This is a genomic window from Pseudoalteromonas sp. XI10, assembly GCF_001469895.1.
GTDB lineage: Bacteria > Pseudomonadota > Gammaproteobacteria > Enterobacterales > Alteromonadaceae > Pseudoalteromonas.
In genome coordinates this window covers 1-271 of the sequence record NZ_LOPY01000053.1, presented here as the reverse complement: position 1 = coordinate 271, position 271 = coordinate 1, and the positions used below count along the sequence as shown (strand labels likewise).

General features: G+C 53.9%; 1 rRNA gene. It reads right to left on the bottom strand.

The features are described from left to right. Window positions 1-271 (bottom strand): 16S ribosomal RNA (locus AUR67_RS17295); the annotation flags it as partial.

The following is a 271-nucleotide window of genomic DNA, read 5'->3' as shown; positions in this document are numbered from 1 at the left end:
AGGTGATCCAGCCCCAGGTTCCCCTAGGGCTACCTTGTTACGACTTCACCCCAGTCATGAATCACTCCGTGGTGAACGTCCTCCCGAAGGTTAGACTATCCACTTCTGGAGCAACCCACTCCCATGGTGTGACGGGCGGTGTGTACAAGGCCCGGGAACGTATTCACCGCATCATTCTGATATGCGATTACTAGCGATTCCGACTTCATGGAGTCGAGTTGCAGACTCCAATCCGGACTACGACGCACTTTAAGTGATTCGCTTACCCTCG